The organism is Ktedonobacteraceae bacterium, from assembly GCA_035653615.1.
Lineage (GTDB): Bacteria > Chloroflexota > Ktedonobacteria > Ktedonobacterales > Ktedonobacteraceae > DASRBN01.
The window spans coordinates 159,974-184,328 of the sequence record DASRBN010000033.1 but is presented as its reverse complement, the minus strand read 5'-3'; the positions used below and the strand labels follow the sequence as shown (position 1 = coordinate 184,328).

Below are 24,355 nucleotides of genomic sequence, written 5' to 3'. Positions count from 1 at the left end.
TCGTTCAGCCAGCCCTTACTGGCTGGACGGGCTTAACAAAGGGCCGGGGGCAGAAGCCAGGACGAATGCAAGGATTCTTAGTAAAAACCTACCCCTGTCAGAACCGCAAGAGGCGTCCTGACGCTGGCTATCAAGACTCATTATAAGGAGTTGCCGAAATGCATCCAGGGAAGAAATCGAGCATAGCATTGCTGTGCTTTATAGCCATACTGCTTTCTGCCTGCAATCTCTTTGGAGGCAATAGCCAGCCGGCTAAACCGGTGAAGGCTCCGCCAAACCAGCAGGTATATATTTCTCCCCTGGAAGGAATTTCCGATCTTCAAACATTTGACCCGGCACTGGCATATGACGCATCTTCAATCAGCGCCATTCAGATGGTCTTCACGGGACTGGTGCAGTTGAACGATAAATTGCAGGTCGTCCCGCAGCTTGCAGAATCGTGGCAGATAAGCGACGATGGCCTGACATGGACATTTCACCTGAAGCAGCACTTGAAGTTCAGCGATGGAACTCAGCTCACCTCGCACGATGTGATCTATAGCATCGACCGGGCGCTGCAGCCGGCCACGAAGTCGAGCGTTGCTCCCATCTACCTGTCCCTCATCAAAGACTCGGACAAGTTGTTGGGAGGCACAATCACCACCCTCATCAATGATAGCTTGCTGGCTCCTGATGATAATACTGTAGTTATCATCACAAAAAAGAAAGCTCCTTATTTCCTGGCGATGCTCACCCATCCGTGTTCTTATGTCGTGGAAAAGAATTTGATTGATGCCTACGGAGAGAATTTCACCGCTCATCTGAGCGAGGGAGGCGGCACGGGTCCATTCAAGGTGACCCAGTACACTCCTGGTAAGGAGATCGATTTCGCGCCCAACGCGAACTATGCTGGCCCGCGACCACAACTACGCAAGGTCATTTTCCCATTTTATCCGCAGGCGGTGGCAGCCTATAATGACTACCAGAGGGGACGAGTCGATACGACGGGCATTCCTGTTTCTACCTTTGCTAACGATAAAAATCGCCCGGATTTCCACCAGGTACCCCAGTTGTGGATCAACTACTACACGATGAACTACCTGGTCAAGCCGTTCGATAATATACAGATTCGCCAGGCGTTCGCGCTCGCCATCGATAAAACGGCCCTCGCGAATAACGTGTGGAAAGGGACGGTGATACCAACCAACCATATCGTACCTCAGGGTATGCCCGGCTATAATCCACAATTGACAGGCCCGGATGGGACACAAAGTCTTAAAGGGGAGTCACAAAAAGCGCAGGCGCTATTACAGAAAGGCTTGCAAGAAGAGGGCTGGAAGAGCGTTTCACAAATGCCGCCAATTAAATTGACCTATGCCAGCAATATCAGCAGTTTTGGGCAGGAAGTGACGGCTATGGTCGGGATGTGGCAGAAGGTGCTGGGCGTTACAGTGACACCAGACCCGGTTGACTATAATACACTCCTCGACGAAGTGACCGCGGCAACCGGCAATGCTCAAGGACTGCAGTTCTGGGGTCTGGCCTGGGTTGGCGAATATCCTGATCCACAGGATTGGCTGACACGGCAATTTGATAGTGGTGTACCCAATAATAATATGAACTATGGACAGAATACCAGCAACGACGCGGCCCTGCAACAGTTGACACAACAACAATTGGAAAGCGCGGATAGCATGTCATCGCCGGGTGCGCGCTTTCAAACCTATCAGAAGGCGGAGCAGCAGCTGGTCAATGATGTGGCCTGGATGCCTATGAGCCAGGTAACTGAGGTCTTTTTACTCAAGCCTTATGTCGTTGGAGTGGTGGAAAATGAGATGGGGCAGATTCCGCCCGATGACTGGGCCAATATCTACATCTTGCAACATTAACCCGCAAAGACATTTTTCCCTTTCTGGTGGTCTTTTTGAGAGATTCAACTACTAGCAGTCGTAGTATTATATGCCACCGTGTGCAGCGGATTCATTCGCCAGCGGCCTTTCTATGCTGTTGCCTTTCGACGCGTGAGTCTTTCCGCTCTCATACAGACGAACCGCTGCATAGAAGTTGATAACAGATGCCAGGAAGATAGTGTTCAATTCCTGAGGCGAAAGGAGGTTTTATCGCAAACGAAGCACAAAAAGGTAATTCCGGTACAGGGGCATCATTGCCCTGTATATAGTGGTTTATTTACTGTTTCTCGTTACATAAGGAGAGTTTTGACATGAGATCTGGCAAGAAATTCACCATCGGGTTTCTGCCGACCCTGCTTTGCCTGGTAGCAATGTTACTCGCGAGCTGCGGTAGCTCAACTACACCTGGCAACACTGGCTCTAACAAGCCGGCCAAGGCCCCTGCATCGCAGCAGATTTATCGCTATGGCGATGCGATTGGCGCCGCTGATATCGCCACCTTTGACCCGGGCCAGGCCACCGACGCGCCCTCTATTGAGGCCATCGATATGGCTTTCACCGGCCTGGTCGCGTTGAACGATAACTTGCAGGTCGTACCCCAACTGGCCGCGGCCCTACCCACCGTCTCATCTGACGGCCTGACCTGGACCTTCAAACTCAAACCGAATCTCCACTTCAGTGATGGCTCGACACTCACCTCGCAGGATGTGGTCTATAGCATCGACCGTGCCCTCTCGCCACAGATTTCCTCGCTCAATGGCGTTTCCTTGACCTACCTGGGTCTCATCCAGGATTCGGACAAGCGCGTCAACGGGAAAATCTCGACCTTGATCGGTGATAGCCTGCTGACTCCCGATCCCAACACCGTCGTCATCAAGGTGAACAAAGAGACTGGTTACTTCCTGGAGGCGCTCTCGTATCCGACCGCCTACGTGGTTGAGAAGAGCGTCATCGATAAGTGGGGTCTCAAGTGGACCGATCACCTGGCCGACAATGGCGGTCAGGGCGGAGCCGGGCCGTTCAAAGTGAAGAGCTACAGCCACACCACCGGCATCGTGTTCGTGCCCAATACGTTTTATTACAATGCCAAGCCCCAGTTGCAGGAGGTCGATTTCGACTTCTACAAGACAGCTGAGAGCGCCTATGCCGCCTACCAGGCCAACCAGGTCGATATCACCTCCGTCCCAGCAGAGGATATCCAGGTAGCCAGGACAAAGACTAAGGAATACGGCCAGCAGCCTGAGCTGACGATTGACTACTTTGCCATGAACTACCTGTACAAGCCATTTGATAACATCGATATTCGCCAGGCATTCGAGCTGGCCATCAACAAAGATGCGATCATGAATGCCCTCTACCATGGCACGCGCCCTGCCACCTGCCACATCATACCGCAGGGTATGCCGGGCTACTACGCAGGTCTCAAGTGTCCAGGTGGAGCGTCTACCTCTGGTAATCCCAGCCTGGCCAAGCAGTTGCTCCAGCAAGGCATGCAGCAAGAGGGCTGGACGAGCGTCTCGCAGATCCCGCCAATCAAGATCACCTTCGAGAGCAACGCTGCTACCCTGCAGAACGAGATCACCGAGGTGCGTCAGGAGATCCAGACTGTGCTGGGCATCACCGTTCAGACCCAGATCGTCGATTTCCCGACCTTGCTGACCGATGTCACCAATACCCTCTGTACCAAGCCGGATTACCATTCCTGCTTGAACCAGGGCTTGCAGATGTGGGAACTGGGCTGGATTGCCGACTATCCTGATCCGCAGGACTGGACGACGTTGCAGTTCGACAAGGGTGCGCCTAACAATGACTGGAACTATGGGCAGAATGGCAGCACCGATGCCGCCCAGCAAGTGCAGACGCAGCAGTTGTTGGAACAGGCCGACGTGACGCTGGATCAGACCAAGCGTATCCAGATGTACAACCAGGCTGAGCAGCAGTTGGTCAACGATGTGGCCTGGCTGCCTATGGATCAGCGCTTCGGCACTCACCTGCTGAAGACCTATGTCATTGGCCGCGTCTTCAACGCACAGGCCATCGTCCCAGCCGATGACTGGGCCAATGTGTACATCGCGGTTCATTGATAGCTAGAGAGGCCTGTGTGTCGCGAGGAGCGTTTATCTGATGCGCTCTGGCTCACAGGCCAGATAGGGACAGGATTCAGTACGAGTCCTGTCCCTCTTCACTTTTCTTCGACCGCACTGTCTATCTCATCTGCTTTATCAAGCTTACGATATCCCAAAAAAGACGTGAGATTGGAAGTCGGGTTGCAGAACTAAGAGCAGAACTAAGAAATGATGCTAGCAATTTGCTTGACAAGGCTTGGAATGTCACTTACAATTAGTAGAAATCGACCTATGTAACACCTGTTTTTACGGGTTGTAGGAATTTTCTATGGAATGGTGCCGTTTCGTAGGTGTCTTTACGCAGGTGTACACGCATCAGGTACGAACCGCAGCAAAGAGGGAAGTTGAAGGCTATCTCTCATGTGATTGCAACCTTGAACAAAGCAAGGGAGTGAGGGCACGATATGATACAGTTTCTGATCAAGCGATTCATCGGTTTGATTTTTGTCATCATTGGCGTCACCTTTATCACCTTTATCATGGGCTATTTCGCCCCAGGCGATCCCATCGCCTTTATGCTGGGCCAACATTTTACCACGGCGCAATATGTCTCGCTCAGACATTATTATGGGCTCGACCTGCCCTGGTATCAACAGTACTTCAACTTCTTGAAGAACCTGGTCACGCTCAATTTCGGCCTCTCCTATGAGATCAAGGGCCGGGCGGTGATCGATATTTTGAAGGATGGAGTGCCTATCTCGCTGGAGTTGGGCTTGTGGGCCTTGTTCTTGCAGGTCATCATTGGTGTGCCGGTGGGGATTTTCTCGGCGCTCAAAGCCAATACCTGGATTGATACCACCAACCAGGGCATTGTGCTGTTCATGTACGCCATTCCCTCGTTTGTGCTGGCCGTCTTCGCCCAGGTGATCATCATCGCCCTCGATCAAGGTACCGGCATCAACTGGCCGGTCTCGCAATGGGGCACCCCCTGGCAGTATTCGTGGAGCGATATCCAATTCAAGCTGGTGCCCATCCTGGTGTATGCCGCCATCGGCATCGCCTACTTCGCGCGTCTGTCGCGCACCACCATGTTGGAGGTGTTACGCCAGGATTATGTGCGCACGGCACGCGCCAAGGGCATGCGCGAACGGGTGGTCATCTACCGCCATGCGTTGCGCAATGCCATGATTCCCCTGGTGACCGTCATCGGCGTCTCGGTCGGCTTCCTGGTGACGGGGGCCTTTTTCATCGAGCAGATCTTCAACATCCCCGGCATTGCGGACATCACGATCGCTTCCATCTCCTCGCGCGACTACCCGGTGATCCAGGCAACCACGGTGATGCTGGCGATTGCCGTCGTGCTGGCCAATCTCGTGTCGGACATCCTGTATACGATTGTTGATCCACGCATTAAACTTGCTTAGGAGGGCTACGAATGGACACAAAGGATCAATTTAACCCGCCAGAGGCGATCATGCCGGATACGGGAGCGATTCCGATCTCGCCGGATATAACAAACCCGGCCCAGAGTCTGGATTTGCCGGCTCCTGCTGCCGTGGACGAAAAGAAACTGCAGAAGCCGCCGGTTTCGCCATTCCGTGAATCATTGCAGCGCTTGCGGCGTGATAAGCGTGCCATGATAAGTATCGGCATCATTGCTTTCTTTGTGCTGGTCGCCATCGTTGGGCCATTCATCTACCAGCATGTAGACGCTCCGCTCTATAAAAGTAACATTGATGGCAACACCTATCCTGGGACCGTCTATCGCAGCTACTATCATTCAGAACTCGACCGGCAGGACGAATTGCCATCAAACCAGTACTGGCTGGGCACGAATGAAATCGGACAAGATATTCTGGCTCGCCTGATGCAGGGCATACTGGTCTCGCTGTCAGTGGCTGTTGTGGTTGAGATCATGGATATTGTGCTGGGCATTCTTATAGGTGTGCTGGCAGGATATTTTGGAGGCTGGATCGATCAACTGCTTGCCCGCTTCACGGACTTGATGTTTGCTTTCCCCGGCCTGCTCTTCGTCATCCTGCTCACCGGTATTTTCGGAACCAGCGCTGATAGCTTCTTCAGCCACATTCCGGTGATCGGTCCTAATGGCAATGCGCGCCTGCTGCTGGTCTCGCTGGCGCTGGCATTTACCATCTGGCCATTGATGGCACGTTATGTACGCGGCCAGACGCTGCAGTTGAAAGAGCAACAGTTTATTGAAGCGGCGCGAACCTCCGGCACGACGGATGTACACATCATCCTGCGGCACATCATCCCCAATTTATTCAGCATTGTGGTTGTCGCGGCAACGCTTGACATTTCGAATACAATTATCGGCGAGGCAGGTATTAGCCTGTTGGGTCTGGGGGTGCAGGCGCCGGGATCAAGTCTTGGCCTCATGATTGCAGATGGAGCGCAATTCGTGAATACGCATCCCTGGGAGGTACTCGTTCCCTCTGTCACGCTGGCAATTATCGTGCTGACATTCTCCTTCTTTGGCGATGGCCTGCGTGATGCTTTCGATCCTCGATCAAAAGATTAGTGGAGTGTAATAAAAAATGGCAGAGAATCTGCTTGAAGTCAATAATCTCAAGACCTACTTCTTCACGCGCGCAGGAGTAGTGAAAGCCGTTGATGATGTCTCATTTAGCATGCAGCCTGGTGAAACATTAGGAGTGGTAGGCGAGAGCGGCTGCGGCAAAAGCGTGACGGCGCTTTCTGTAATGCGCCTGGTAGCGACCCCTCCAGGTAAAATCACCGGTGATATTCTTTTCAACGGTGATAATATCATGGATAAGAATAGAGACGAACTGACGGAACTGCGCGGCAGTAAAATCTCCATGATTTTCCAGGATCCGATGACCTCGCTCAATCCGGTCTTTACCATTGGCTACCAGATCGCAGAGACGGTCAAACGGCACCGCAAAGACCTGAGCAATGATCAGGCCTGGAAAAGGGCCATTGAAATGCTCGACCTGGTGCGCATACCAGATGCCAAGCGCCGTGCCAGGAACTTTCCGCATGAATTCAGTGGCGGCATGCGCCAGCGTGTGATGATTGCAATCGCACTGGCCTGTAACCCGCAGTTGTTGATCGCGGATGAGCCCACGACCGCTCTGGATGTGACGATCCAGGCACAGGTGCTCGAACTGATGAAAGGCCTCTCAAAAGAATTCGGTACCGCGGTAATGCTGATTACGCACGACCTTGGAGTGGTTGCGGCAACATGCGAGTATGTGAATGTGATGTATGCCGGACACATCGTGGAGTCTGCGCCGGTCAAGCAAATTTTTGAGACTCCGGCTCATCCTTATACCGTCGGTCTCCTGCACTCTATTCCGCGCCTGGATGATCAACGTGGTGTAAGGCTTAATCCCATTGCTGGCCAGCCGCCCGATTTGTTAAACCCTCCTCCTGGTTGCCCATATGCGCCGCGCTGTCCGAAAGTGCAGCTGCGTTGTCGACAAGAACGTCCGGAATTGAAGCCCGTAGGTCGTGGTGAACAGGTAGCTGCCTGCTTCTATCCAGATTAAAGGGGAAAGGGTTGGTGCTATGACACAACAAATAGAGACGCCAGTGGCGACAGGAACAACTCTGATTGATGTCAAAGGCTTAAAAGTCCATTTCCCCATCAAAGGGGGATTGTTGGGCCGCACAGTAGCTCACGTCAAGGCGGTGGATGGTGTCGACCTGTTTGTCCGCAAGGGCGAGACGCTAGGGCTGGTGGGCGAAAGTGGCTGTGGCAAATCAACAACGGGACGCGCTATCTTGCAGTTGATCAAACCGACAGCAGGGAGTGTGAAGCTGAATGGCGTTGAACTGACGACACTTCCACCTGGCGAAGTACGAAAAAAGCGCGCAGAAATGCAAATGGTTTTCCAGGATCCTTACGGTTCGCTCAATCCGCGTTTCACGGTTGGTCAGTCTATCTCTGAGCCGCTTGTCAATTTCCATAAGGGCAACGAAAAAGCAATCAGAGACGAGGTCGCGCACCTGCTGGAAGTCGTAGGCCTCAATCCAGCATTTGTGAATCGTTTCGCGCATGAGTTCAGTGGAGGTCAACGACAGCGTATCGGTATTGCGCGCGCTCTGGCCCTGCGACCCTCGTTCATCGTAGCTGACGAGCCTGTTTCAGCACTGGATGTCTCCATTCAGGCACAGGTATTGAACCTGCTGGAAGATTTGCAGGAAGAGTTCAATCTCACCTATCTGTTCGTTGCTCACAACCTGTCAGTAGTGAAACACATCAGCGATAGAGTAGCGGTTATGTATCTAGGGCGTGTCGTGGAACTGGCAGACAGTGAGGACCTCTACGAATTGCCGCTGCATCCTTACACGCAGGCACTTCTTTCGGCCATTCCTGTGCCTGATCCGAATGTTGAGGCACGGCGCAAACGTATCATTCTTGAAGGCGATGTGCCAAGCCCTGTCAATCCACCGAGTGGCTGTAATTTCCACCCCCGCTGCTGGAAAGCTCAGGAGATTTGCCGCGAAGTCATCCCACCCCTGGAAGAGAAGCAGTCGAATCATTTCGCGGCCTGTCACTTCCCAGGATAGGGAATGGGTATAAGTTAGATAGAGTCAAATTGTTGAAGGCGTTTAATACGCCACAATAGACGGATGCGCGCCGCTAAATGGCGCGCATCAAATGGTTTGACGATGTAATCATCCGCCCCGGCATCAAATCCGGCGACTTTGTCCTGTATTGTGGAGAGATTGGTCAGGAGTATGATAGGGAGGTGACATAATTCAGGCGAGCGCCGGACAAAGCGGCAAAGGTCCAGGCCGCTTTCATTGCCAAACATTACCTCACAGATCAAAATGTCAGGCAGGGCCTCAGCAAGAAAGCGCCTGGCCTGCGACAGAGATACAACCTGTTGCAGCAAGAACTCGTTTCCCAAAGAGTGCTGCATTCTGATACACGCATTGGGATCGCCGTCTACTAAAAGAATGTGTAATCTACGCACTTATTCTCGATCAGCCTGTGTTTGCACCAGGTAGTCCATACGCCGGCGGCGTTCATCCGGTGAAAGGCGCAGCACACGTTCGATTGCTGCATTGAGCGCGCTGGGCTTAAAGGGCTTGGTGAGGTATTCATCGACACCAGAGAGCAGGCCGATCATCTGATCTTCTTCACGGGTCATGGCGCTGAGAATAATCAAGGGAGTATTAGCTGTGCGAGGATCGCCGCGCAGGCAACGTACCAATTGATAGCCGTCCATGCGAGGCATCTTGACATCGATGATGACGCAGTCGGGCCGTTCAGCGTAAACACGCTCTAACCCCTGTACGCCATCATAAGCAACAAATACCTGATAGCTGCTCTGCAGATTGACTGCGTACTTAATAAGTTCCACGATGGTTGGATTGTCGTCAATCACCAATACTTTTTTCATTGTTTCCCTGCACTGCCTGGCTACATCATCAACGTACTGGCCGCCAGAAAAGATGGTCACCCACTTTCCTGCATTGTAGCACAGTTCCACTGAAGTGCCAACTCATAGTATTACACGATATTCACACTACTTTTATCGGATGGGCTACTGGATTCAATAGAGGCATGAGGTTTGTCCCACTTTTATTCTTACCGGCTGCGCCCGGATAGTCGAATCGCCCGCCATATTTGTGCTAGAATACAAGAAAAAGTTGCAGAACGCCAGTTCAGGAGATGCTTTTCATGTCCACACTTGAGCGCTATTCGAGGCAAACCTTATTCGGCCCTATAGGAAAAAAGGGGCAGGAGCAATTACTATCTTCCTCAGTTGCTATTATCGGTTGCGGCGCACTGGGAACCGTGCTTGCCAGCAATCTGTGTCGCGCCGGCATTGGACACTTGATCATCGCGGATCGCGACTATATCGAATTGAATAACCTGCAGCGCCAGATACTTTTCGACGAGGATGACATTGCCCGGCATTTGCCGAAAGCCATTGCTGCCGCCGAGAAGCTGGGGCGTGTGAATAGCGATACAAAGATAGAGGCACTGGTGGAAGATATCAATGCCGATGGCATCGAGGCATTGGTACAAAATGCAGACCTGGTGCTGGATGCAACGGACAATTTTGAGACGCGCTATCTGCTCAATGATGTTAGCATAAAGTACTCGCGACCCTGGATTTATAGTGGCGTTATCGCGTCTTATGGTGTGACGATGAATATTATTCCGGGTGATACTCCTTGCCTGCGCTGCGTTTTTCCTGAGATGCCTATGCCAGGCACGACTCCTACCTGCGATACGGCTGGTGTTCTGAACGGTATCGTTGGAGCGATTGCCGGTGTTGCCTCGACCGAGGCAATCAAACTGCTGTTGAGGAGCGACAGGGTGAGCCGGGCAATGTTCTGGATGGATCTGTGGGAGAATACCAGCGAGAGGATTGAACTGCCTCGCCAGCCCGATTGCCCCGCGTGCGGCCAGCATCATTACGAGTTCCTCGATTCACTGAGTGGTATGAACAGCACAAGCCTGTGCGGGCGCAATGCCGTACAGGTGCGTGGCGGGAAACGGGGAGATCGCATTGATCTGCCAACCCTGGCCGAACGCTTACAACCGGTTGGAGAGGTATCCTATAACGAGTTCTTGCTGCGTTTCCTTGTCGATGGCTACGAGCTAACCGTTTTCCCCGATGCGCGCGCTATTATTAAAGGCACGGATGATGAGCAGGTGGCACGTTCAGTCTATGCGCGCTACGTGGGGATGTAGGAAATGTTGTACTCCTCGCAGGCTATGTTATAATAGCCACGGTTACGTGCAATCTATCTAGTTCTCACACCTTCGGAGTGACCGGGGAAGCCCTGCTCAAGGCGCGATCAATATGGCCCCTACGCCTACCCCAGAGGATAAAGAGCTTTATCTTTACTACTTTCATTTAAGGGAGATTTTTATAGAATGAGCGAACATATTCTGGTATGTGTGGCATGGCCCTACGCGAAAAGTTCGACGCACGTGGGCCAGATTGTTGGCGCTTATCTGCCCGCCGATACCTTCGCGCGCTATCATCGTTTGAAAGGCAATCATGTCTTGATGGTTTCGGGCAGCGATGAGCATGGAACACCGATTCTCGTCGATTCAGAACGCGAAGGCATTACGCCACGTGAGTTCGTGGCGCGCTATCACCGGCAAATTTGCGAGGTATGGGACAGGCTGGGTATATCCTGGGATTTGTATACCGAGACAGGAACAGAAAATCATTATCGCATTACGCAGGATTTCTTTCTCACGCTCTGTGATAAGGGGTATATCTTCAAAGATACGATGGAATCTCCCTATTGCCCAACTGATCGCCGCTTCCTGCCCGACCGCTACGTGGAGGGAACATGCCCGCACTGCGGCTATACATCAGCGCGCGGCGACCAGTGCGATAATTGCGGACGCACGCTCGATCCTGTTGAATTGATCGATCCGCGCTGCCGTCTGTGCGGGAGCAAGGAAAAGGCCCTGGAGATTCGCCAGACGGAACACTTTTTCCTGGATTTACCCAAATTGCAGGAACCTTTGATGGAATGGTTATCGCATGGCAAAGATTTCTGGCGACCGAATACGCTGGCCTTCGCGATGAACTGGCTCAAAGAGGGTCTGCGCCCAAGAGCAATCACGCGCGACCTGGATTGGGGCGTGCCGATACCGATTGAGGGATACGAGGATAAGCGTATCTATGTCTGGTTCGACGCGGTCATCGGCTACTTTTCCGCCACGGTCGAGTGGGCGGAGCGGCAGGGGACACCGGAGGCCTGGAAGACGTGGTGGGTGCCGGATCAGACCGATCCACCGGTGAAGTCGTATTACTTCATTGGCAAAGATAACATCCCGTTCCATGCGATTATCTGGCCTGCCATGCTGATGGGTTACGGCAACCGCAACCTGCCCTATGATGTGCCTGCCAACGAGTTTATGACGATGAGCGGGGCCAAGGCTTCGAGCAGCCGGGGCAACGTGATCTGGACGAAGGATGTGCTGGACAGGTATAGCGCCGATGCACTGCGCTACTACCTGTCGGTCACCGCTCCCGAAGGGCGAGATACTGATTTCACCTACGAGGAAATGATTCGACGCAATAATGATGAGCTGGTGGCAACTTATGGAAATGCCGTGCATCGCACGTTGACCTTCTTGCAGAGCAAGTTTGGTGGAGTTGTGCCCAATCCCCAGGCGCTGCGCGAGGCGGACCGCGAAATATTGGCCGAGGTGGAGGGAGGCTTCGAGGTGGTAGGGCACAATATCGCGAACTGCCATTTCAAAGACGGCATCAACGCGGCGATGGCGGTGGCGCGTGCGGCAAATCGGTACCTCGACGAGCAGGCGCCCTGGAAACAGATCAAGACCGACCGCGAGTCAGCCGGTACAACCATCTATGTGATGTTGCAGGTAATCAGCGGTTTGCACATCCTTTTCAGCCCCTATCTGCCATTCTCATCACAAAAGCTGCACCATTACCTTGGCTTCGAGGGCGATGTGACAGCTGCCGGCTGGCGATTGACAAGCGTACCGGAGGGAATCAGGCTGCCTGTGCCGTCTCCATTGTTCCCGAAGTTGGAGGAGGTCGCGGTTGTAGAGTAAGTTAGCGCAATTTCTTTCCCATAAAAATCGCGACCTCGTGTTCATTGGGGCCGGGAGGGTAGAAATGCTGCTGAATGCTCCAGATTTCCAGGCCATTGCGCAGGTAGAACTGGATGGCGGGATAATTTACATTCTGCGTCTCCAGCACAATGGCCCAGCAGCCATGCTTGCGCGCCCAGTCGGAGGCGCAGTTCAGCAGCAGGGAGCCGATGCCATAGCGACGAAACTGGCGGCCAACAATAAGCTCCTCAACACGGGCTACCGATCGCCATTCTTCCACGTTCAACAGGACTACCCCTGCTACCTGGTCATCGGCGAGGGCTACATAACCGCCGTCGATTTTCCCTAATCTGGCCTCGACCTTCTCCGATGTGCCCTCAAATTTACAATAATCCTTGTAGAGGGGGGGTTCGATGGTTGTTTCGACAAGCTCAAATGCCAGCGCGGGTTTGTCTACGATAGGCGCATTATTATCGCCCTGCGCCAGGTGCCCATGCACACGCAAGGTATAAATCCGATCCGTCTCGAAACTGTTGTCGAGTTCATGTAGAGCATGAGCATCATCGACATGTACGGCACGTACATTGATGTGAGGTAATGCACCGTCCATATCTTTCCCTTCTTTCGCAATTAATTCACGACGCAAGAGGCAAGATCTAACGTACCGGGAATGTGTATCCTGCCGCCTGCGCCCCAAGGCAAGCCGCTCCGACGACGCCGGAGAAATCTCCCAATTTGGCGCGTAGGATTTTTGTCTGGGCAGCAGGTGCGGCCAGAGCCGTTATGCGTGCGCGGTGAATGGCCCGCTGAAAGAGTAAATCAATGGCCTCGATAACACCGCCGCCCAGGATGATGCATTCAGGATTATAGAAATTGATAACGGAAGCCAGGCCATAACCCAGGTAGTCGGCGGCCTCGGTAATGATCTCCTGAACCAGCGCATCACCATGCGCCAGCGCCTGGGCGAGCAGGCCCGAACGGATGATTGTTTCACCCTCCTTCAACTGGAGCTCCGCATCCTCAGCCAGCACCGAACTGCGACCATGATGTATTTCCGCCATGATGGCTTTGGTGATGGCGGTGCGCGAGGCATAGGCTTCGAGGCAACCACGCGAGCCGCAGCCACAGATGCGACCGTTTGCTACGATGGTCATATGCCCAACTTCACCTGCCGTGCCTGTGAGTCCGGTGTACATGCGCCCATTCTGCACGACACCCGCACCAATGCCAGTACCAACGAAGACACAAACGAAGTTACTGTAGCCCTGCCCGGCTCCATAGAGGTATTCGCCCAGCGCGGCCACCTCGACATCGTTGCCAACCGCGACCGGCTTGCTGAACTGATTGCCGAGGATGGTTCCTAAAGGAAAATCCTTGACGCCCAGGTTAGGAGCATCCACCACAACGCCCGCCTTGCGATCAATCTGGCCGGCAGCTCCCACACCAATAGCAACAATAGAAGCATTCGATGGCAGCTTAGCGGCATTAATTGCAGCGGTAGCCAGCTCGATGGTACGCTTTTCTACGAAATCCTGTCCTCTTTCGGCACGCGTGCGTTTGCGCGCAGAGGCGATGACTTCTCCCGTAGTTATGTCAACAACTGCGGCAAGCGTTTTGGTTCCACCAAGGTCGATACCGAGGGCAAATACTGGCTGTTTGGGCATGACAAACCTCACTTCTCACTTTTTTGAAAACGGTAAGCTCAATCCGGGATCAACATCCAGATCGAGGCCATGTTGTTCGCCTCGAAGCAGGTGAAAAAAGGCCGCACTGCCAATCATGGCAGCATTATCGGTGCAGAATTCTACCGGCGGATAATCGAGACGAATATTGAGCGGGCGTAGTTCCTGCTCCAGGCGTGCTCTCAGGCTGGCATTGGCGGCTACTCCCCCTGCAAGGAGTACCTGCTTCACATGATATTCCTGCGCGGCAAGGCGGGTCTTAACTGCCAGCACGTCGACAACGGCCTCCTGAAAACTGGACGAAAGTAAGGGGATGCTGATATTACCTTTTTGAGCAGATTGCGCGCCCATGCGTGTATACTGGCTGACCTGGTGGCGATCACGCGAGGCCGGTGAATCGGCGCTGGGCGCGACCAATCGGCCCCTACGCGGCACCGCCGCCTCGGATATTTCCTGGGGGTCCGCGGTGGCGCCTTCCGCCAGGTGCAGGACGGCTGTTTTCAGTCCACTGAAGCTGAAATCGTAGGTGCCGCGCAGCCAGGCGCGTGGCAGGCGGTACGTATTGCGGGCCAATGCGGGAGATTTGCCATGGCGCTCGAATTCCTCTTCAGCCTGCTGAGCGGCCTTTTGAATAGCAGGACCACCCGGATAGCCCAGCCCTAAAATGCGGGCGACTTTGTCAAATGCCTCCCCGGCGGCATCATCACGGGTATGGCCGAGCAACTCGTATTGTCCATGACCGCGCACGAGTACGAGTTCGCTGTGGGCGCCTGAGATGACGAGACAAATCAAGGGGAAGATCGGATCGCCCTCTTGATATTCCCAGGCGGCATCGGCCACGTCTTGCATTGAAGGCGTACCGGGTTTGCGCAGCCAGTTGGCGTAAATATGCGCTTCAAGATGATTGACGCCCAGGAATGGGAGATTATGCGCGAGGGCCAGGGCCTTACCAACGGTGAGACCAACCAGGAGCGATCCGGCAAGGCCAGGACCATAGGTAGCGGCGATGGCATCGATATGTTCCCAGTTACACCCGGCCTGTTCCATTGCTGTTTCTATTACCGGTATGATGGTGGTAAGTTGTTGGCGCGAGGCAACTTCGGGTACCACCCCCCCGTAGCGATTATGTATCTCTATCTGAGAGGCGACCACATTTGAGAGCAGAAAACGTCCATCTTTGACGATGGCGGCTCCCGTTTCATCACATGAACTTTCAATACCTAATATGAGCATTTACCTATTGTGCCTCAAGTTTTTTATAAAGCGCGGCTTTCAATTCCTGGAATCTTTGTTTGTAGGCGGGAGAGTTTATCTCTTCGGTCCACATAATCAGGGCGTCTTCCTGGTTATCGCTGTAGTAACGATGGCGCAGTCCTGCTTCGCGGAAGCCATACTTGCGGTAAAGGTTTTGCGCGGCATAGTTGGAGACGCGAACTTCGAGGGTGACCCACTTCGCGCCGATCTCATAGGCGATATCGACCAGGCTGGCCAGCATCAGTTCTCCCAATCCCAGGCGGCGATAATCGGGATGCATGGCAATCGTCGTGATATGCGCCTCATCAACCATCAGCCACAGGCCGGCAAAGCCAATAATCGAAGCCAGGTCAGGTGACGAAGCCGTAGCGGTCGAGCGGCCCGGCAATAATGAGAGCGGGAAGAAACGACGTGATTTGTCAGAATCCTGGGCCGGTCTGGATTGAGCAGCCACCCGCTCATCAGAAATTTTTTTATCGCGCAATACAATGTAGTGTGCCCAGCGGTTATCCTGTAACTCTTTGCGGTAGGCGCTGGGAGGCCAGGTGGATGGATAAGCCAGGCGCTCGATCTCGATGACACGAGGCACGTCTGACATTGTCATGCGATCAACGACGTAACGCACCCTGTTCCCTTTCTGTCAGGCTCGCATCAGTAGATCGCTGTGTTTTCTTACCAAGCAGCGGCTGCTTACGAGTACTGGTTGTAATTGAAGGTCGTCGTAAATACATAGGCTCGAGTAGTAAAGGATCGTCTACCAGGCCATCGAGTATGCGCTGCACGGCAAACATAGCCAGCGTGGAGGCATGGCGGGTCGCCTGAAGCGCATTGACAAAGAAACTATGCTCCGGCAACAATTGATGCAGGGCTTCGCGCACTGCCGGTGTGATCTCGCCACAAAATAGAAATGGCGGCAGGTCTCGTTCACCGGGAATGCCAACCCAGGCGCTCAGTTGATCTTTGAGATAGGCGCTGAGGTCCTGGGGCGTGAGCAACAGGTAATCGCTGAGCCTGCGCATCTGATAGATGATCTCGCCGTCCTGATCCATGGCATCAAAAAGATAACAGGCGGCATAGACCTCTGACCGGCCTGCATCGAGGATAGAGCAGATCGGACCATGCCACTGTTGCTGTTGAGCGGCAATGATATCAAGCGTACTTACCCCTACAAGCGGCCTTTGCAGGGCGAAAGCAAGGGCTTTGGCCGAGGCTACAGCTACGCGCAAGCCATTGAACGAGCCGGGCCCGGTGGCAACCGCCACGCCATCGATATCCTGCATAGTATTACCGCATTCGGCCAACAGGCGCTGAATGCGTTCCAGCAACTCCACGCTGTGGTTGTTGCCTACCTGCCAGGTATATTCGCCGAACAAGGTATCTTCGCTGCAAAGCGCGACACTTGCCTGGCGAGTGGATGTATCAAGTGCCAGTAGTAGCATAGGTATTTTTCTGAAACTGTCGCAACAGCTCGCAATAACGCGCTCCTGTTGCGATGAATAAGAGGCCGCGCTTTGTCTCGCTCATCATTTTCATGCGAATGCGCAGGTGATCGCTCGGCCACAACAAATCGGCTTTATCGGCCCATTCAACAATACAGACGCCGTTACTATAAAAGTAGTCTTCAAAACCGAGATCAACAATCTCTTCAGGATCATCCAGTCGATACAAGTCAAAGTGGTAGAGTGGGGGGCCGACGCGAGAGCGAGCGGGTGACCCACCGCTGGGACGAGGCTGGCCAGGGTATTCTTTGAGGAGGGTAAATGTCGGACTATTGACAGGCGCAGTGATGCCCATACCTTGAGCTAAGCCCTGGGTGAATGTCGTCTTGCCCGTTCCCAGCTGGCCATTGAGCAAGATGAGTTCTCCGCCCTGCACTATTTCGCCTAATCGCATACCCAGCCTTTGTGTCTGAGCCGCGCTATGGCTGATGATGTCGAGGGTGAGGCTGCCTTCCTCTTGAGTATGCCTGATCAATATACTGCCCTTCACGCCAACTTGCCTATCGTGTGTTGCTGCGGGCAACCGCAAGGGTGCGCCCTTACTATGGTTCTGCATTCGTCTCGTATTGTTTTGCGAATCGAAAAAACCTGAGCCCTTGAGTGTTGAACTCTCAAGGTAACAACCATTATAACACAGTTCGTTGTATTGGAATCAACATAGCCGCGGTGTTTTCCCACAGGCGGGTACGACAGAGTTGCGCAACGAAACTATGCCTGGAAAGTGGCACCCCTTTGTGGGTGCCACTACTTTTCATGTTGCCGTATGGTATTGTCCACTATTGTGAGCTGCGCGATCATGCAATGAATTAGCGCAGTTTTGCGCCGCAGGTACGGCAATAGAGGGCGTTGGGACGCACGGGATTGCCACAATTCGGACAAATCTGCGGCTGTGGCTGCTGTGGTCGCGGCTGCGGTCCTGCTCCTGGAGCCTGTTGCGCTCCTTGAGCAGGCGGAACGTAAGCGGGAGGCGGGGTATAATTCGTTGTTGGAGTAGGGGCGAGCTGAGACGCCGGGTAGACTTCATTTTTTATTTCCTGCAACTGCGCTTCGCGGTTCTGCATGTCATGATCGAGTTCCTGAATGCTGGCACATAAGCGAGTAAGCTGCTGGTCGGTCAATTTGTTCTGCTGGTAGAGAGTCATCGCGACCTGCGCGAGTTCGTCGACCAATTTCTGGCGCTGTTCAAAGAGTTCATCAATTTCGGTTTGTTTGCTGCGTATACGGAGTTGTTTTTGAGCCTGCCAGCTGGTACGGCTGACAGCGGCACTGACCATATTTTTCGCGGATTCTACAAAGTCTGACATGACTTACGCCTCCCTTTTCAAAATGTATGTGGTGGAAAAGAACCTGACACCCACAAGGGGGGGCCATTACATTTCACCGGTCAATGGATTTGTTCATATTGCTTGCATGCAAGATATTCTTTCAACCGGTAACAGCATGCTGGTAAATGCGTATTTCCTCGAATTTACCGGCCTGGCTGAACTGCACCGCCACAACGTCAATTCTCCACGCGCGCTGCGAGCAATGATGCATATCGAGATAAAAAGCGGCTACTTCAAGAATTTTTTGTTGCTTGCGGAATGTCACGGCCTCTTCTGGACGGCCAAATGAAGTCCCGCGACGCGTTTTCACCTCTATAAAGACCAGTTCGCCCTCATGTTCGGCCACGAGATCGATTTCGCCATACCGGCAGCGAAAGTTGCGTTCAAGGATGCAATAGCCGCGGGCCTGCAATGCCTCACCCGCCATACGTTCGCCCGTCCGACCCAGTCCCTGGCGGGCGGTCTTCTTCAGTTTTACCTGGACGGGTGGAGAACTCTGGTCCGAAGTAGAGGCATTGTTCACGAAATCCCGCTTTCGCTATGCTATTACGTAATACGACATTTTGTTGATCGAGTTGTACCAGGTGGAAGAACGCCCGATACCTGGCGTTTCTGCGCAGGGATCATTGTCGGAGGAAACACTTATACCTCCACCAGGTGGAAGAACGCCCGATACCTGGCGTTTCTGCTCGCCTCAAGCATATACTAGAAGGGAGGGGCATTGCAAGAGGCAAAAATCTGGAAATTACCTCGGTTCCACAGAAGGGCTGGCGGGTTGATTTGACGCTGGCGCTGGAGGAGTGAGAGTTTCCCACGTATTGAAAGGACAAGCATATGAACCACCCTATCGTCTTTATTCACGGTTCAGGCGATAGCGCCCGCATCTGGCGTCCGCAGATTGACTATTTTGGCACAGAGAGGGCTTTCGCGATTGATCTACCGGGGCATGGGAAAAGACCCGATAGTCTGCCGGAAGAGGTCAGCGTCATGGATTATGCCAGGGCGGCACACAATACTATTTTTGATGAATTACAGCTTGATCATCCTGTTGTTGCCGGCCATTCATTAGGGGGTGCAATTGCCCTGGCAATGGGCCTGGAGTATGGCTCTGAGTTGGGGGGGCTGATCTTAATCGGCACAGGGGCACGGCTGCGCGTGCATCCCGATCTGCTGAAAGGGGCGAGGGAGACGCCGCAGCAGACTAACCTGCAAATGCAGCGCCTGGCGCTTGCTACAACCACCGATCCCGCAATTCTCAACGGTCCCGCGGATGAGCAGGCAAAAACCGAGCCGAATATGCTCTACCGCGACCTGACCGCGTGCAATATTTTTGACGTGATGGCGCGCCTGGATGAAATCCACTTGCCTACGCTGATCATCTGCGGGACCGAGGATCGTTTAACGCCGGTGAAATACAGTGACTACCTGCACAATCACATCGCAGGTTCGACATTGATCACCATTCCCCAGGCAGGTCATTACGTTTTCCGCGAGCAACCGGAAGCGGTGAATAAGGCAATTGAGGAATGGATGCGGGAGAGTTGACCCCCTCGACGCCTCATGCACATTCATGTTACAATAGCGTACAACAAGACTTTCACAAAGAAACTCGCATAGACGAGGGCTATTTTTCCTGTGATTAGCCTATAATGAAATAGGGAGCGATACTATGTCAGGTCATTCAAAATGGGCACAAATTCGCCGGTCGAAAGGCGTGAATGACGCTCGCAGGGGCCAACTGTTTACCCGGCTGGGGCGTGAAATTGTTGTAGCTGTACGCGAGGGAGGCAGCGGCGACCCCAACGCCAACTTCCGGTTGCGTATGGCTGTGCAGCGCGCTCGTGATGCCAATATGCCGATGGATAACATTGAACGCACTATCAAGCGGGCCCTGGGCGGCTCAGAGGGTGCCGCGCTGGAAGAGATCACGTATGAGGGATATGGGCCAGGCGGTACTGCTATGCTGGTACAGACGCTGACCGAGAACCGCAACCGCACGGTTGCCGAGGTGCGCAATGTATTTAACCGCAATGGCGGGAACATGGGTGAGAACGGCTGCGTCGATTGGCTTTTCGAGAACAAGGGCATCATTGAGGTAGAGCTAGAAGGACACGACCCGGATGAACTCGGCCTGGAGGCCATAGACCTGGGCGCGGACGACGTTGAACCTGTTGGACCGGATGATGAGACTCTGACTATTTACACCGATCCGGCAGAGGTTGATAAGGTGCGCCAGGGATTGGAAGCGAAACATTACCACGTGATCAAAGCCGAAAGCACACTGGTGCCAAAGACGAAGATCGAACTGACCGATGAGAAGGTCGCACACCAGGTAATGCGACTGGTTGAAAAGTTCGAAGAGCTTGATGACGTGCAGAATGTGTATACGAACGCGGACTTCCCTGAAGAGTTCGCGGCTTCGTTCGAAGGCTAGCCGAACAATCATGAGCAATGAGCGGCAGAGGAGGAGTAGATCGCGCGATGGGTAATATGCCTGATGGCTCGCAGGCACCTCGCATTGCCCTGGGCATTGATCCGGGTACAGCTATTGTTGGCTACGCGGTGGTCGCGGCGCGAGGGAGCGAACTGAATATGATTGCCTGCGATGTGATCACTACTCCTGCCGGTATGCCGCTGGCACAGCGTTTGCAGCACATTTATACGCGCCTGAGCGAAATCATCGCCACTTACAAGCCCAACGAAGCAGCTATGGAGGAGTTATTTTTCGCGAAAAATGCGCGTACTGCTTTATCAGTTGGGCAGGCACGGGGTGTAGCGATGCTGGCGCTGGCGAATGGTGGCCTATCAATTGCCGAATATACGCCAATGCAGGTCAAGCAGGCGGTGACGGGTTACGGCGGAGCGGACAAGCAACAGGTTGGCGAGATGGTGCGCATCCTGCTACGTCTCAAAGCTATTCCTCGCCCAGATGACGCGGCAGACGCGGCAGCAGTAGCTATCTGCCATCTACACACAGTTCCTTTTCTCCGAGCAAGTTCTCTGATAGTGGGATAAACCGGCCCTTATCCTCGATTGATTCTCAGCCAAATCTCCTATGCAAGATGCTCATTTTCATGTTGGACGTTACTCTAATACAGAAGAGGTAGGGCAAATCGATGATTGCCAGCATTCATGGTATTCTTGAAGCGCGGCGAGCGGACTCAGCTATCATACGGGTAGGCGGATTCAGCCTGCGTGTCTTCGCTCCATCCTCAACGTTGAGCCGCCTGGGTGAACCAGGCGCAGAGGTATCACTCTACACGCATTTCCACGTGCGCGAAGAGGGTATGAGCTTATATGGTTTTTCCAGCGAAGAGGACCGGGATGCATTCGAGAGGCTCATCAATGTGAGTGGGGTTGGTCCAAAGATTGGGCTGGCGCTTTTATCGGCGATGGACGCGCGCACTTTTTATAAAGCAATAGCCGATGAGGATCAACAGCGCCTGGCGATGGCTCCTGGCGTCGGGAAGCGCCTGGCGGCCAAGCTGGTGCTTGAACTGAAAGGGAAGCTTCCGTCGCTGGTCGGTCTGGGGGCAGGAACAACCGGCTCTCCAGCGGGCTTGCAGTCGGAGGTGTTGGAGGCATTGATGGGACTGGGCTACTCGGCGGCGGAGGCGCAGGCGGCGTTGATGAAGATTCCGCAGGACCGGCCCATGACGCTAGAGGAGCAGATTACCTTTGCCTTACGCTCATTTAGCAGACGCGAATAGGGATTTGGGGACGGGACTATTTTAATCATGGAGGATGCTCATGGCCATCGATGAGCAACTACCGCCGGCGTGCGCTTTCGCAATCTCAGTACTTGAGGAACGTGATCTCGATCCCGATGCGGTACCGGAGGAAGCGGTAGAGGCCGCGCAACATCATATGGCGACATGCCCGCGCTGCCTGAATGCTGCCACCATCGCTCGTACACCTCGCAAAAAGAAAAAGGCGCGCCGGGCGGAGAGAACGTTTGATACCACATCGATTATCTTTGATACAACTGTAGAAACCCGGCAGCAGCAGGCGGCTTCCGGGGCATTTGCGACGCAAGTACAGGCGCCGGAATCACCCGCTGTGCTGGCAGAGCGCAGTTTATCTGTGCCAACGCCGCCACCGGCTCCTCAAGGGCCCGTGCAGGCACCGGCGCCTTCAGATTCTCCGCCAGGTGGTCCGCTTTCATGTCTCGAATGCCGCCAGCAATTGCGCGAGTACGCCGAGGCGATGGATAATGGGCAGAATGTGCAGACTTTGTATACAGAAGTATACGATCACCTGCTTAACTGTGAAAGCGGTTGCCTGGTATTGCTTGATTTGTTCCGGCAGGAGGCGAAGGCCAATCGCAAATACCGGCGGCGGCCCGTGCGCGATCCATTCAGCGCGATTGGCTGGGAGTTGACGGGGTTCTTTCGCGGTGGGCAGGTGCCGGTGTCCCCTATGGCCTTATCTTATGGTACACTGTTGCTTTTGCTGGTAGTGGCATCGCTGGCCAGCTATTTTTCTATCCGCTGGGATGACGCGCGCTATTATCATCCGCCGATTGTTCATCACACTATTCCTACTCCCGACGGTATTGGTTTGAGCGATGGCCTGAAGGTCTATGATGCATGTAATACGAGCAGCTACCAATACAAACGAGAAGCGGCGCAGGCGATGTTGCAGCATAATTTCTCGCGCGCGGATGCGTTGCTGGCTTCTGGGACAGGTGTAGCCAGTACAGATACAACGGGGTGCAACGGCGCGGAGGCAGCGATATACCGCGAGGATCTCCATGTGCGGCAATCTGGCCGGCCCTATGGTGTGATGGTGGTCAGCTTCGACAGCGGGCCGGGGAATGCCGATCCCGCCGGTGGCACTGATCGTCACATTCTCTACGCAGCTTACACGCAGGAACTGGTGGGCGCGTTCATTGCGCAACAGCAGTATAACGCGGCCCAGATATTGACTCCCGGCGCTCCCCTGCTCTACCTTGTCCTGGCAAATACTACCGGCGTCGAGCAAGGAGCTTTGCAGATAGCGAATTCGGTTGCCGATCTATCGTCAAAGCTGGACTATCAACACTACGGGTTGCTGGCGCAGGATAGCTCCAACCTGCTGGCAGTGCTGGGGCTGGGGCCGAGTAGCCTGGTGCAGGTAGCCTTGCCCGTCTTTTGCCGGGCGGGAGTGCCCTTAATTGCGCCGACGGCGACAGGGGTATTTATTATTAACCTGCTGGCGAGTACATCACTCTATCGTCATTGCGCACCCGGCTTTGCCTTTATCCGTTTTTCGCCGGATGACGCGGCACAAAGCCAGCTGGCTGCCAATTTTGCTTATAAGCGCCTGCGCCTGCGCAGGGCGGCCGTTTTTTATGATCCCAGCAATCCATCCTCATCGGGTTCGGCAGGAGGATTCATCAACAATTTCGTGAAGCAGCGAGGCGCGCGCATTGTAGCGCAGGAGACGGCGGTTGCCAGCGGGTTGCTCGCCGCAAATGGCCGTCCACAGGCTTCACCTGATGATCTGCTTGCCGGTTTGAATGACGCGTTGAAAGCAAAACCAGACGTGATTTATGCTCCCCTGCTCACCAATGATGTAATCACGCTGGCAAAAGCAATCGCGCAACTTCCCGCCAACCAGCAACCGGTCTTAATTATCGGCGGGGAATTCGTACAGCCATCCGCATTACAAAGCCTGGTCTTATGGGCGCGCCAGCAGCAATTGAGCCTGCCGCGTATATACGTGGGAGTGGTGTCAGCTGCGCGTCCACCCACAAACTCGGACTGGCAGAAGCAGTTTTACGCGAGTTTCTGCACCTCGTTTGCTACTCCCGGCAATTTCTGTAGTGGCGCGGCGGCGCTTGACCAGGGCGCGTTGCTGTTCGGGGATGGCATCAAGATTGTGACGAATGCTATCGGGCCTGTCTCCTCGTCCGGCCAATTTCCTTCGTCAAAACAGCTCTTGTTGAATATCAGCAGGGAGAAGTTCGAAGGTGTAAGTGATCCTATCGCACTACGCCTATGGGACAACGTGCTACTAACCAGCACACAAGCTCTGCCGGTGATGCTGGGCATGCAGCCGGATGGCAGCGTACAAATTGTAGGATAGTTGTTTCAATCCCCAGC

23 protein-coding genes are annotated in these 24,355 nt (G+C 53.9%); 13 read left to right on the top strand and 10 right to left on the bottom strand.

Features of this window, described 5'->3' with window-relative positions; genetic code table 11:
• Positions 1-158: 158 nt before the first annotated feature.
• The 6 genes from VFA09_19020 to VFA09_18995 all read left to right on the top strand — a co-directional run bounded on the left by VFA09_19020 (position 159) and on the right by VFA09_18995 (position 8,512).
• Positions 159-1,868 (top strand): peptide ABC transporter substrate-binding protein, encoded by a 1,710-nt coding sequence (locus tag VFA09_19020; GenBank protein HZU69377.1) that lies wholly within the window; start codon positions 159-161, stop codon positions 1,866-1,868.
• 332 nt (positions 1,869-2,200) lie between these two features.
• Entirely contained in the window at positions 2,201-3,973 is a 1,773-nt protein-coding gene (locus VFA09_19015; protein ID HZU69376.1) for a peptide ABC transporter substrate-binding protein, read from the top strand.
• A gap of 446 nt (positions 3,974-4,419) precedes the next feature.
• Positions 4,420-5,379 (top strand): ABC transporter permease, encoded by a 960-nt coding sequence (locus VFA09_19010; protein HZU69375.1) that lies wholly within the window; start codon positions 4,420-4,422, stop codon positions 5,377-5,379.
• An 11-nt stretch (positions 5,380-5,390) separates the two neighbouring features.
• A complete protein-coding gene (locus VFA09_19005; protein ID HZU69374.1) occupies positions 5,391-6,497 on the top strand; it encodes an ABC transporter permease in 1,107 nt (368 codons plus the stop codon).
• Positions 6,498-6,513: 16 nt separating this feature from the next.
• Entirely contained in the window at positions 6,514-7,488 is a 975-nt protein-coding gene (locus tag VFA09_19000; GenBank protein HZU69373.1) for an ABC transporter ATP-binding protein, read from the top strand.
• A gap of 19 nt (positions 7,489-7,507) precedes the next feature.
• Entirely contained in the window at positions 7,508-8,512 is a 1,005-nt protein-coding gene (locus VFA09_18995; protein HZU69372.1) for an oligopeptide/dipeptide ABC transporter ATP-binding protein, read from the top strand.
• 14 nt (positions 8,513-8,526) lie between these two features.
• Here the strand turns inward: VFA09_18995 and VFA09_18990 are convergent, their stop codons facing one another.
• The gene (locus VFA09_18990) at positions 8,527-8,922 is read right to left on the bottom strand and encodes a response regulator (GenBank protein ID HZU69371.1); all 396 of its coding nucleotides are present in this window, start codon (positions 8,920-8,922) and stop codon (positions 8,527-8,529) included.
• The gene (locus VFA09_18985) at positions 8,923-9,411 is read right to left on the bottom strand and encodes a response regulator (GenBank protein ID HZU69370.1); all 489 of its coding nucleotides are present in this window, start codon (positions 9,409-9,411) and stop codon (positions 8,923-8,925) included.
• A gap of 221 nt (positions 9,412-9,632) precedes the next feature.
• Between VFA09_18985 and VFA09_18980 the strand changes: the two genes are divergently transcribed.
• Positions 9,633-10,655, top strand: a complete 1,023-nt coding sequence (locus VFA09_18980) for a ThiF family adenylyltransferase (protein HZU69369.1) — start codon at positions 9,633-9,635, stop codon at positions 10,653-10,655.
• Between the two features lie 186 nt (positions 10,656-10,841).
• Positions 10,842-12,509, top strand: coding sequence for a methionine--tRNA ligase (gene metG / locus VFA09_18975; GenBank protein ID HZU69368.1), 1,668 nt, complete (start codon positions 10,842-10,844; stop codon positions 12,507-12,509).
• Between the two features lies 1 nt (position 12,510).
• Here the strand turns inward: metG and VFA09_18970 are convergent, their stop codons facing one another.
• From VFA09_18970 to VFA09_18935, 8 genes are all read right to left on the bottom strand, one after another.
• Positions 12,511-13,119, bottom strand: a complete 609-nt coding sequence (locus VFA09_18970) for a GNAT family N-acetyltransferase (GenBank protein ID HZU69367.1) — start codon at positions 13,117-13,119, stop codon at positions 12,511-12,513.
• A 46-nt stretch (positions 13,120-13,165) separates the two neighbouring features.
• Positions 13,166-14,173, bottom strand: a complete 1,008-nt coding sequence (locus tag VFA09_18965; GenBank protein HZU69366.1) for an ROK family protein — start codon at positions 14,171-14,173, stop codon at positions 13,166-13,168.
• A 15-nt stretch (positions 14,174-14,188) separates the two neighbouring features.
• The gene (gene tsaD, locus VFA09_18960; protein ID HZU69365.1) at positions 14,189-15,424 is read right to left on the bottom strand and encodes a tRNA (adenosine(37)-N6)-threonylcarbamoyltransferase complex transferase subunit TsaD; all 1,236 of its coding nucleotides are present in this window, start codon (positions 15,422-15,424) and stop codon (positions 14,189-14,191) included.
• A gap of 4 nt (positions 15,425-15,428) precedes the next feature.
• On the bottom strand, positions 15,429-16,070 hold the full coding sequence (gene rimI, locus VFA09_18955; GenBank protein HZU69364.1) for a ribosomal protein S18-alanine N-acetyltransferase: 642 nt from the start codon (positions 16,068-16,070) through the stop codon (positions 15,429-15,431).
• Entirely contained in the window at positions 16,054-16,884 is an 831-nt protein-coding gene (gene tsaB, locus VFA09_18950; protein ID HZU69363.1) for a tRNA (adenosine(37)-N6)-threonylcarbamoyltransferase complex dimerization subunit type 1 TsaB, read from the bottom strand. The genes rimI and tsaB overlap by 17 nt, the downstream gene beginning before the upstream one ends.
• A complete protein-coding gene (gene tsaE, locus VFA09_18945) occupies positions 16,865-17,419 on the bottom strand; it encodes a tRNA (adenosine(37)-N6)-threonylcarbamoyltransferase complex ATPase subunit type 1 TsaE (GenBank protein ID HZU69362.1) in 555 nt (184 codons plus the stop codon). The genes tsaB and tsaE overlap by 20 nt, the downstream gene beginning before the upstream one ends.
• 331 nt (positions 17,420-17,750) lie before the next feature.
• Positions 17,751-18,248, bottom strand: a complete 498-nt coding sequence (locus VFA09_18940) for a zinc-ribbon domain-containing protein (protein ID HZU69361.1) — start codon at positions 18,246-18,248, stop codon at positions 17,751-17,753.
• A gap of 121 nt (positions 18,249-18,369) precedes the next feature.
• The gene (locus VFA09_18935) at positions 18,370-18,792 is read right to left on the bottom strand and encodes a YraN family protein (GenBank protein HZU69360.1); all 423 of its coding nucleotides are present in this window, start codon (positions 18,790-18,792) and stop codon (positions 18,370-18,372) included.
• A 311-nt stretch (positions 18,793-19,103) separates the two neighbouring features.
• On the opposite strand from VFA09_18935, the gene VFA09_18930 reads away from it, so the two are divergent.
• The 5 genes from VFA09_18930 (at position 19,104) to VFA09_18910 (ending at position 24,338) form a co-directional block, all read left to right on the top strand.
• On the top strand, positions 19,104-19,814 hold the full coding sequence (locus VFA09_18930; protein ID HZU69359.1) for an alpha/beta hydrolase: 711 nt from the start codon (positions 19,104-19,106) through the stop codon (positions 19,812-19,814).
• A 124-nt stretch (positions 19,815-19,938) separates the two neighbouring features.
• Entirely contained in the window at positions 19,939-20,703 is a 765-nt protein-coding gene (locus VFA09_18925) for a YebC/PmpR family DNA-binding transcriptional regulator (protein ID HZU69358.1), read from the top strand.
• A gap of 47 nt (positions 20,704-20,750) precedes the next feature.
• Positions 20,751-21,284, top strand: a complete 534-nt coding sequence (gene ruvC / locus VFA09_18920) for a crossover junction endodeoxyribonuclease RuvC (protein ID HZU69357.1) — start codon at positions 20,751-20,753, stop codon at positions 21,282-21,284.
• A 101-nt stretch (positions 21,285-21,385) separates the two neighbouring features.
• A complete protein-coding gene (gene ruvA / locus VFA09_18915; GenBank protein ID HZU69356.1) occupies positions 21,386-21,979 on the top strand; it encodes a Holliday junction branch migration protein RuvA in 594 nt (197 codons plus the stop codon).
• A 40-nt stretch (positions 21,980-22,019) separates the two neighbouring features.
• Positions 22,020-24,338, top strand: coding sequence for an ABC transporter substrate-binding protein (locus VFA09_18910; GenBank protein ID HZU69355.1), 2,319 nt, complete (start codon positions 22,020-22,022; stop codon positions 24,336-24,338).
• Positions 24,339-24,355 lie beyond the last annotated feature (17 nt).

What these genes read in the sequence shown, in the direction of transcription:
- tsaB (HZU69363.1), bottom strand. Translation starts at nt 16,884, where the DNA reads ATGCTACTACTGGCACTTGATACATCCACTCGCCAGGCAAGTGTCGCG.
- VFA09_18965 (HZU69366.1), bottom strand. Translation starts at nt 14,173, where the DNA reads ATGCCCAAACAGCCAGTATTTGCCCTCGGTATCGACCTTGGTGGAACC.
- VFA09_18970 (HZU69367.1), bottom strand. Translation starts at nt 13,119, where the DNA reads ATGGACGGTGCATTACCTCACATCAATGTACGTGCCGTACATGTCGAT.
- VFA09_19010 (HZU69375.1), top strand. Translation starts at nt 4,420, where the DNA reads ATGATACAGTTTCTGATCAAGCGATTCATCGGTTTGATTTTTGTCATC.
- VFA09_18930 (HZU69359.1), top strand. Translation starts at nt 19,104, where the DNA reads ATGAACCACCCTATCGTCTTTATTCACGGTTCAGGCGATAGCGCCCGC.
- tsaD (HZU69365.1), bottom strand. Translation starts at nt 15,424, where the DNA reads ATGCTCATATTAGGTATTGAAAGTTCATGTGATGAAACGGGAGCCGCC.
- ruvA (HZU69356.1), top strand. Translation starts at nt 21,386, where the DNA reads ATGATTGCCAGCATTCATGGTATTCTTGAAGCGCGGCGAGCGGACTCA.
- VFA09_19005 (HZU69374.1), top strand. Translation starts at nt 5,391, where the DNA reads ATGGACACAAAGGATCAATTTAACCCGCCAGAGGCGATCATGCCGGAT.
- VFA09_19020 (HZU69377.1), top strand. Translation starts at nt 159, where the DNA reads ATGCATCCAGGGAAGAAATCGAGCATAGCATTGCTGTGCTTTATAGCC.
- VFA09_18940 (HZU69361.1), bottom strand. Translation starts at nt 18,248, where the DNA reads ATGTCAGACTTTGTAGAATCCGCGAAAAATATGGTCAGTGCCGCTGTC.
- VFA09_18925 (HZU69358.1), top strand. Translation starts at nt 19,939, where the DNA reads ATGTCAGGTCATTCAAAATGGGCACAAATTCGCCGGTCGAAAGGCGTG.
- VFA09_18980 (HZU69369.1), top strand. Translation starts at nt 9,633, where the DNA reads ATGTCCACACTTGAGCGCTATTCGAGGCAAACCTTATTCGGCCCTATA.
- ruvC (HZU69357.1), top strand. Translation starts at nt 20,751, where the DNA reads ATGGGTAATATGCCTGATGGCTCGCAGGCACCTCGCATTGCCCTGGGC.
- VFA09_19015 (HZU69376.1), top strand. Translation starts at nt 2,201, where the DNA reads ATGAGATCTGGCAAGAAATTCACCATCGGGTTTCTGCCGACCCTGCTT.
- VFA09_18910 (HZU69355.1), top strand. Translation starts at nt 22,020, where the DNA reads ATGGCCATCGATGAGCAACTACCGCCGGCGTGCGCTTTCGCAATCTCA.
- VFA09_19000 (HZU69373.1), top strand. Translation starts at nt 6,514, where the DNA reads ATGGCAGAGAATCTGCTTGAAGTCAATAATCTCAAGACCTACTTCTTC.
- VFA09_18995 (HZU69372.1), top strand. Translation starts at nt 7,508, where the DNA reads ATGACACAACAAATAGAGACGCCAGTGGCGACAGGAACAACTCTGATT.
- metG (HZU69368.1), top strand. Translation starts at nt 10,842, where the DNA reads ATGAGCGAACATATTCTGGTATGTGTGGCATGGCCCTACGCGAAAAGT.